At 74.6% G+C, this 8,259-nt stretch carries 3 protein-coding genes; all 3 read right to left on the bottom strand.

Annotated features, from left to right (window positions below; translation table 11 throughout):
* Positions 1-10: 10 nt before the first annotated feature.
* Positions 11-2,188 (bottom strand): ATP-binding protein, encoded by a 2,178-nt coding sequence (locus tag QI554_RS03755; protein WP_425527908.1) that lies wholly within the window; start codon positions 2,186-2,188, stop codon positions 11-13.
* 674 nt (positions 2,189-2,862) lie between these two features.
* Complete coding sequence (locus QI554_RS03750; RefSeq protein ID WP_281465775.1) at positions 2,863-3,606, bottom strand: Pvc16 family protein; 744 nt, start codon at positions 3,604-3,606, stop codon at positions 2,863-2,865.
* A gap of 7 nt (positions 3,607-3,613) precedes the next feature.
* Entirely contained in the window at positions 3,614-7,756 is a 4,143-nt protein-coding gene (locus QI554_RS03745) for a hypothetical protein (protein WP_281465773.1), read from the bottom strand.
* Positions 7,757-8,259: the final 503 nt, after the last annotated feature.

The following is an 8,259-nucleotide window of genomic DNA, read 5'->3' as shown; positions in this document are numbered from 1 at the left end:
TCCTCGGCCGTCAGCGGGTGAGCGCCAGGTAGGGTCCGAACTCGCTTTCCAGGCACAGCCGTCCGAGCTTGCGGTACTCGCGGGCGACGGCGGTGATCAGGTCGGCCATCCGCACGGGGCGCCCGGCGTCGGCCGCCGTGTACGCCGCGGTGACCGCCGCGGAGCGGATGTCTCCGCCCGCGAGTTCGAACGCGGCGGCACAGAAGTCCAGGTCCAGGTCGGGGTCGCGGGGCAGCGCCGGACCGAGGCAGCGGGCCCACAGCGCACGGCGCTGGGCGGCGTCCGGCCGGGGGAAGTCCACGACGAGGTCGAGCCGTCGGGTGAAGGCCTCGTCGAGGTTGGCCCGCAGGTTGGTGGCGAGCACGGCGACACCGTCGAACGACTCCATGCGCTGGAGCAGGTAGGCGCTTTCGACGTTGGCGTAGCGGTCGTGGGCGTCCTTGACCTCGGACCGCTTGCCGAACACGGCGTCGGCCTCGTCGAACAGGAGTACGGCGTTGACGCCCGCCGCCTCGGTGAAGATCCGTTCGAGGTTCTTCTCGGTCTCGCCGACGTACTTGGACACCACGGTGGAGAGGTCGACCGTGTACAGGTCGAGGCCGAGCGCGCCCGCGGCCACCTCCACCGACATCGTCTTGCCGGTGCCGGAGTCGCCGGCGAACAGCGCCATGACGCCGCGGCCGCGCCCGCCCCCGGGCCGCATCGCCCAGTCGCCGAGGACGCGGTCGCGGTGCCGGGCGCGGGCGGCGAGTTCGTGCAGCTGTGCGAGGACCGGCGGGGGCAGGACGAGGTCGTCCCATCCGACGGCGGGCCGGATCCGCCGGGCCAGCCGTTCGAGCCCGGCCGAGTTCTGGGCGCGTGCGCCGAACGCGAGGTGGGCCTCGTCGAGGGGCTCGTCGGCGAGGACGGACTGCCGGTACGCGGTGCGGGCGGCGCGTTCCACCTGCTGCTCGGTGAGGGTGAAGGCCGCGACCGCCGCCACGTCCGGGGTTCCGGCCCCGGCGGGGACGGTGCGGCGCAGCGCGTCGCGCCAGCGGGCCGCGCGGTCGCGTTCCGACGGCACCGCCACGTCGACGAGCAGCGGGGTGGCGGGAGACCACTCGGGGTCCCACGGTCCACCGCCGATCATCACGACGAGACCTGGCAACGCGGCGAGTTCACGGATCAGGCGAGGCGTCTCGCGGAGTGCGTCCACGGGTGCGGCGACGAGACCGGCACCGCGTAGCGCGGCTTCGCGGGCCGCCGCTGCGAGGGCGGCGACGGGGTCGGCCGCGTCGGCGAGCCGGGTGAGGTCGAGCGTGAGTGTCCCGCGCCCGGCCGCGGCGAGGGCGTGTGCGGCGGCGGCCTGACCGGCGCCGCCGGGCGGCTGGCGCAGGTACGCGGGGCCGAGACCGTCGGCCAGGGCCGCGCCGAGGTGGGCGGCCTCGCGGTCGGCCGGCACGGGGTCACGGGGCACGGGGGTGAGCAGGCCGGCGAGGAGCGGGTCGGGGGCGTCGTCACCGAGCAGGTGCGCGGCGACCCGATCCGGGACGCGCAACGCGCGGCCGAGGAAAGGCCGTTCGGGATCGTCGACGCGCAGCAGACCGCGCCGGAGCAGCGGCGAACCGGCGGTGAACCGACCACGCGCCGGGGCGGCGAACGGCGGCATGCCGGCGAGTTCGAGCGCGAGCCCGACGGTGGCGCGGCGGCGGGTGACGTCGTCGTTGAGGTAGCCGTAGAACTGTTCGAAGCGGCGGTCGACGTCCGGGGCGAGCGCGATGAGCAGCAGGTCGACGTCGAGCGGCGCGAGCCGGAACTCGCTCTCCAGTTCGGCCAGCCGCAGCACGGCGCCGTTGCGCGCGGCACGCGCGGCCCACGCGTCGGGCGCCCCGGCGCGCACGGCGTCGACGACGCGCGGGCTGACGATCGGCCGGTCGAGCAGCCCGCGCACGGTGTCGGCGGAGAGGTGCAGCCCGCGGTAGGGGTCGTCGGGCCGCGGATCGACCCCGCGGCGCGCGTCGACGGCGTTGCGCACCCGCTCCTCGAGGACGGCGATCCGACCGAGCAGGTGCGTCAGACTCGGATCGCCGGTCCCGTCGAGATCGGCGGAGTACGCCCGGCCGACGTGGCCGCTGCGTGGAGAGTCCACATGCGGGACGCCGGGACCAGTCTCCGGCGGTGCGGGAGTCGTGCCAGGGGCCGCGTCCATCGGCGGCGTGTACCCGAGTCCCGCATGCGGGACGCCGGGACCGCTCCCGGCGGGACCGGACTCCGACGGTACGGGAGCCGGGTCCAGCGGTGGCATGAACCGTGTTTCCGCTGCGGCGGCGTGCGCTGCCCACGGGGGCACGCCGCCGGACGGACCGCCGTCCGACTCCCCGCTCGAAGCCACGTTCGACGTTCCGTTCGAAGCCTCGTTCGAGGCCGCGATCCCTGCGGCCCCCGGTCCGGTCCCCGGCTTGGCGCCAAGCCGCCCGAGTCGGTCGCCCAGCCCTCCGGTGAAGGCCTCGCGCCGCAACGCCGCGTGCGGGGTGGGGCCTTCGACGGGGTACGGACCGGACTCCGGCGCCGCCGTCGGCGTCATTGTCGGCAGCGGCGGGACCTGACCCACATCACCGTCGTGTCCCTCGCGGGTGTCACCCGTCGAATCCCCGTAGGGCGCCGAGTCCTGGCCACCGCCCGCTCCACCGCCCGCCGCAACGCCCAGCGGACGGGCCACGGGTTCCAGCTCACCGCCGGGTCGGCCGGTGAGCACGGCGTCAAAGCCGCCGCCCGGGCCGACACGCACGCCCTCGACCACGACGTCACCCGCATCCGGCGGCCCACTGTTCATCGCGTCGGTGCCTTCACCCGTCTCGGTGCCGAAGCCTTCACCCAGGAGTGTCACGACGACCTCCGTCCCGGGCGGCGGGGACCGCGTGGTCGAGGCAAGGCCGACCCGCGCTCGCCCGTTCCGGTACGCGCGGCGGGAGCGGCCTCCGGTGCCGCGGCACCAGGCCCGGCGGCGGCATCCGTGCCGTCGCCCGGCCCGTCCGACGACGTCGCCGCCGGCCGCCCAAGGTCATTCGTGCGCAGGTCGAGCCCCTCCTCCACGGGCGGCCCCGCCGGAAAGGCGCGGGTCGCGGCGAGCGGAACGCTCACCGCCAGGTCCAGCGACGGCTTCAGCTCGCCGCCGAGGGCCGACCACACATCAGCGAAAGCCCGTTCGTCCTGCGGTGGCTGACCGACGCTCAGCGGCACCGGCAGACCTGTAGCGGCCAGTTCGCCGCCCAGCACCTCCGGAGGCAGCGCCTCGTAGCGCAGGAAGCACCCCAACAGCGAGGACAGCAATCGGTGTTCGTCCTCGGCCCGCTGCGTCCACGCCGACACCAGGTAGGACAGCCGGAAGTACCGAGGCGGCAGCCGACGCGAGACGACCGTGCCCGCGCCGTCGTACTCGTTGTAGCGGCCGCGGGTGCGGCGCCCCATGTCCTCGCGGATGTCGTACAGGTACAGATTCACCGTCGGGGTGTTGCGACGCGCGGCCCAGTCTCGCGTGGGCGCGTCGAAGACGACCTCCACGTCCGCGCCCGCGAGGGCCTGCGACTTCACCATCTCCTTGAGCACGTCGTCGACTTCGTGGATCACCGGCCGGTCACCCCCGCTGCTGGAACGAGTCGGGCTGCAGCACCGCGGGCACGACCAGGAACGGCGCCTTGACCTCGCCGAACAACGTCGGTGCCGCGCCGGGTTCGGGGGACGCGACGGCCTCGCGCGGCCCGAGCGTGTCCTGCACCATCACCAGCATCTGCGTGCGGAACGTCCCATCCGGCGCGACGACGACCGGGGCCATGACCGCCGTGACGCCGCGCGTCCACCGCAGCTGCACCGTGGCGCCGGCGGGGAATCCGGTGCCCTGGACAGCCGCCACAGTGCCGGGCGGGCCGACGTTCGGTACGACGGTCAGCACGGGCTGGATGACGGTCAGCGGCGCGGACGCCGTGTCGTTGTCGGCCCGTTCGTCGTCACCTGTGACCGTCAGGGTCGCTGTCACCGCGCCCGTCAGTGCGGCGGGCGTGCGCAGGACGAGCGTCACGGTGGTCTCCGCGCCGGGCGCCAGCGGGTCGAGCGCGCAGCCGGGCGGTGTCGTACACGGCCGGGTGGCGGATTCCACCGTCACACCGGGCGGTGCCTCGGCCAGCAGCGTGACGCCGGTCGCCGGGGCCGCTCCGGGGTTGCGGACGGTGACGACCGCGGTGGTCTGGCCGCCGACGAACGCCGGATTCGGGCTGACCGTCACGGACACGGCCGGGTCGGCGCGCGGCGCGGGCGGCACCGGGCGGTCCGTCACCGTGAGCGTCGCGGACGCCGTGTTGTTCGCCGGGTTCGCGTCGGCCCCGGTGGTGGTGACGGTCCCGGTGACGGCGCCGGTCAGCGCTGCGGCGGAAGTGAGCTTGTACGTGAAGGGCTTGCTCGCGCCCGGCGCCAACGTCGGCACGGGACAGCCCGCCGGCGGGCACGCGGGCGTGGCCGCGTCGAGGGTGACGCCCTTCGGGAACGCGGTCGTCAGGGTGACGGGCCCGGTCGGCGCGTCGCCGAGGTTGCGGACGGTCACAGTAGCGGTGACCGGATCCCCGGGATGGGCGGCGGCCGGGGCGAGTTCGACGGTGACGGCCGGGTCGGGGCGGCGCGGGTCGACGACCCGGATCGCCGCCTTGGCCTGGTCGTTCGCCGGGTTGTTGTCAGGCGTGGTGGCGGTGACGTGCCCACTGACCGCGGTGTCGGCGGCCGCGTCGGAGGTGACGACCAGCGTCACCGTCTCGCTCGCCCCGGGCGCCAGGTCGGGCAGCCCGCACCCGGCTGCGGGGCAGGTGGGCGTGGCGGAGACGACGGTAAGGGGCGCGGGCACGTCCGGCGTGAAGTGCAGTCCCTTGGCGGTGATTTCGCCCTGGTTGGTGAGCGTGAACACCACGGTGCCGTGCTCGCCGACGCTGAACCCGGGCGGCGTCGCGGTCGCGGTGACGGCCACGTCCGCACCGAGCACGCGCACGGTCGCGGAAGCCGAGTTGTTGTCGGCGCGCGGGTCGACGCGGTCGGTCGCCGCGTTCACCACCGTGCGCTGCTCGCCGAGTTCGGCCGCCTTGGCGTCGATGGTGACGGTGACGTGTTCCCCCGCGGCCAGCACGCCGAGCGCGCACTTCATGGTCGCGCGGTCGCACGATCCCTGCGACGTACTCGGCGTCCCGGTGGCGACCAGGCCCGGAGGCAGGACGAGTTCGACGTTCGTGATGTTCGACGGCGCGGGACCGAGATTCGTGATCGTCGCGGTCACACGCGTGGTCTGGTCGCGTACGGCGGTGGCATCGCCGGTGACCGTGACGTGCAGGTCGGCGGTCTGCTGCCAGGTGGGCATGGCCTGCTCGCTGCGGAACCGGCCGTCGAACACGGCGCCTTGACCGGTGGCGGCGTCGACGACCGCGATGCGGGAGTCCTTGTCGCCGTCCCAGCCGTCCACCTCGATGTCGAGGGCGAGTTGGCGTCCGTCGGGCGACCACGCCGGGTGGTTGGGCGAGCGCATGTCGGTCACCGGCGTGGCGGAGGCGCTGGCCTGAGTCCCGTTGCACGGGCGCCCGGTCGGCACCACGACACGACAGCCGGAGCCGTCGGGCGCGACGACGAGGACGCGGCGGCGCTGAGCGGCCACCTCCCGGTCCAGGTCGGCCTCTTCGCGGCTGAATGCGATGGACGAGCCGTTCGGCGACCAGGCCGCCCAGTCGTCGCGGACGTCGCACACGGTGTTGTCCCCGCACGCGGCGCGGCTGATGTCGGCGGCGTTGCCGCCGTTGACGTCCGACGTCCACAAGTGCCGGTAGCCGGGCGGCGGGTCGACGATGTCGACGCGGCGGATCGGGGCCTGCACGGGACGCTTGGACGCACTGGCGGCCGTGCTCGCGGACCTACCCGAACCCGCACTCGTGCTCGAACTCGCCCCCGGGGACGGCTTGGTGCCGGATGTGGGGCCCGTCGGCCGGGCCAGCTGGATCTCGATCGGCGGCGGAGTGTCGGACGGCGTCGCCGACGGACCGGACTGTATGAAGCACCGGCTCTCACGCCCGAACGCGAGCCGCTTGCCGTCCGGCGACCACGTCGGGTTGGAGTTGTCGGAGTGGCACGTCGAGCCGGGCCGCACCTCGTCGCCGATCGTCGTCACAAGCGTGGCGCGGTCGGGTCCGGCCGAGATGTCGACGACGGCGATCGAACGGTTACGCCCGCCGTCGTTGTAGCCCGGACCGCGGCTGAACGCCAGCTTGGTGCCGTCCGGCGACCATGCCGCCCGGTCGGGGACCTCGCCCTCGATGCGGCCGGGATAGCGGACGGCCACGGCGTGGGCGAGGTCGCCGACGGTGCCGACCATCAGCTCGTCGTCCTCGTGCTCGGAGACGTAACGGGCGCGGATGAACGCCATGCGGCGGCCGTCGGGCGCGTAGGACGGCGCGGAGTACCAGACGTCCCCGCCGCCGACATTCACGAACGGCAGCAGGTCGAGCCGGTCCTGAGGCCCGCCGGCCAGCGCCGCGCTGATGCTGCCGGCGTCGGTCTCCACGGTGACCACCAGCGCGGGCTTGCCGCCGGGCGACTTGACCCAGTCGGCGGCAACAGGAAAGCCGTACACGTACAGCGAGCCGGTGCAGGTGTCGCACGCCCCGGCGGGCGGCGTCACGAGGTCCACGCCCCCGGCGTGCAGCACCGCGAGCTGGGCGCCGTCGGGAGACCAGGCGAGGTCGTCGGGGTCGCCCTTGCGACGGCCCACACCGATCCGCACGGGCGCGCCGCCCCCGGCCGGGACCATCGCAACGGCACGGGTGTTGTCGGGGAGGTCGATCAGCACGGCGATCCGGTCGTGGCCGGCACCGGACTTCGGCTCCCAGGCGGGGCGGTACACAGTGGTGCCGTCCGGCGTGACCTGCACAGGCTGCGCGCCGTCAGCGAGCGCGATGCGGCGCAGCACGCCGTGGTCCTCGTACGCGACCTGCGTGCCGTCCGGCGACCAGGTCGGCGACGAGCCGGGACCTGCCAGCCGCCGCAGGCCCGTTCCGTCCACGCGCACCACCCACACCTCGGGCGAGGCCTGGATGTCGCTGTCGCGGGGCAGGCCTCGGCACATGTCGGACGAGTCGGACCTACTGCCGCGAGCAGGCCAGGCGGCGAACGCGACCCAGCCGCCGTCAGGCGACACCTCGGGGTCTGCGAGGCGCATGCCGGGCGGCGTCGGCAACACCGCCTGCGGACCGGCGCCGAGCATGGTCAGGAGCATCTCGCCCGCGCCGCGCTCGCTCACCCACACGCTGCGGTCGCCGCGACCGGACGCCATGCAGTCGTTGGACCCCGACGCGGGCAGGAACGGCGTGAGCGTGGCCTGCGTCCCGTCACCGGTGGGCGGCACGGTGAGCTGCAGCGTGTGGTGGACGCCGCTGTCCTCGAACGCGATCCGCCCAGGCGCGGCCTGTGGCGTCGGCACGGCCGGGTCGCCCTCGCCGCGCCAGGCCATCAGCATGACCAGGAGGCCGGCGACCAACGTCGCAGCCACCACGGCGGCCAGCACCCGCCCGACCGGCCGATCGACCAGCCGCGCCGGCAAGGCCTCGACGGGCCTGCCCGATCGGGCCGCGGCGGCGGAATCCCGGGCGGCTGCCCGCATCCCACCGGCGGCCGCGGCCGAGGCCCGCCACGCGCCGGGCAGCAGCCCACGTACGGGCGCCCGGCCGGTCCAGCGCAGCGTGAAGTCAAGTCGTCGCACGGTCACCCCGACGAGTCCCCCGCACCCACGACCGGGCGGGCGGCATCCGGTCGGCCCTCCTCAGCGCCCACCCTCCCGGCGCGGGCGAAGGCCGGGACAGCCGGAGTTGGGCAGCGGTTCGGGTGGACGCGGTTGCACGATCGGGCAGCGGACGATCCGACGAGGCCGCCCGGATCGGATTTCCGGCCTCAGCTCCTGCGGTGACGCGACTGTGACGCCGACACCCCCCGATGAGGGAGTTTCGGTGATTCGCATACGTGACGGCACAGTGACCGGGGGTCCGGCGGCTGGGCTGTTCCGCTGCGGCGTGGGAGTCGAAGAGCATGCGCCGTCCCGGACCCGCACGCCGGCGGCGGCGACCTCCCCCTCCCGATTCCGGATTGTCCGCGCGGCCGAACGGCCGTCAAGGCGCGGTGGAGCAGCAGTGAACAGGTGGCCTGTCGCGTGTCGGGGAGGCGCCTTGACAGCCGCCCGGCCGCGCTTCAAACCGCGGCAACTATCGG

The organism is Yinghuangia seranimata, from assembly GCF_029953285.1.
Taxonomy (GTDB): domain Bacteria; phylum Actinomycetota; class Actinomycetes; order Streptomycetales; family Streptomycetaceae; genus Yinghuangia; species Yinghuangia seranimata.
Note: the sequence above shows the minus strand (reverse complement) of the source record. Positions and strands in the feature narration are given on the sequence as shown.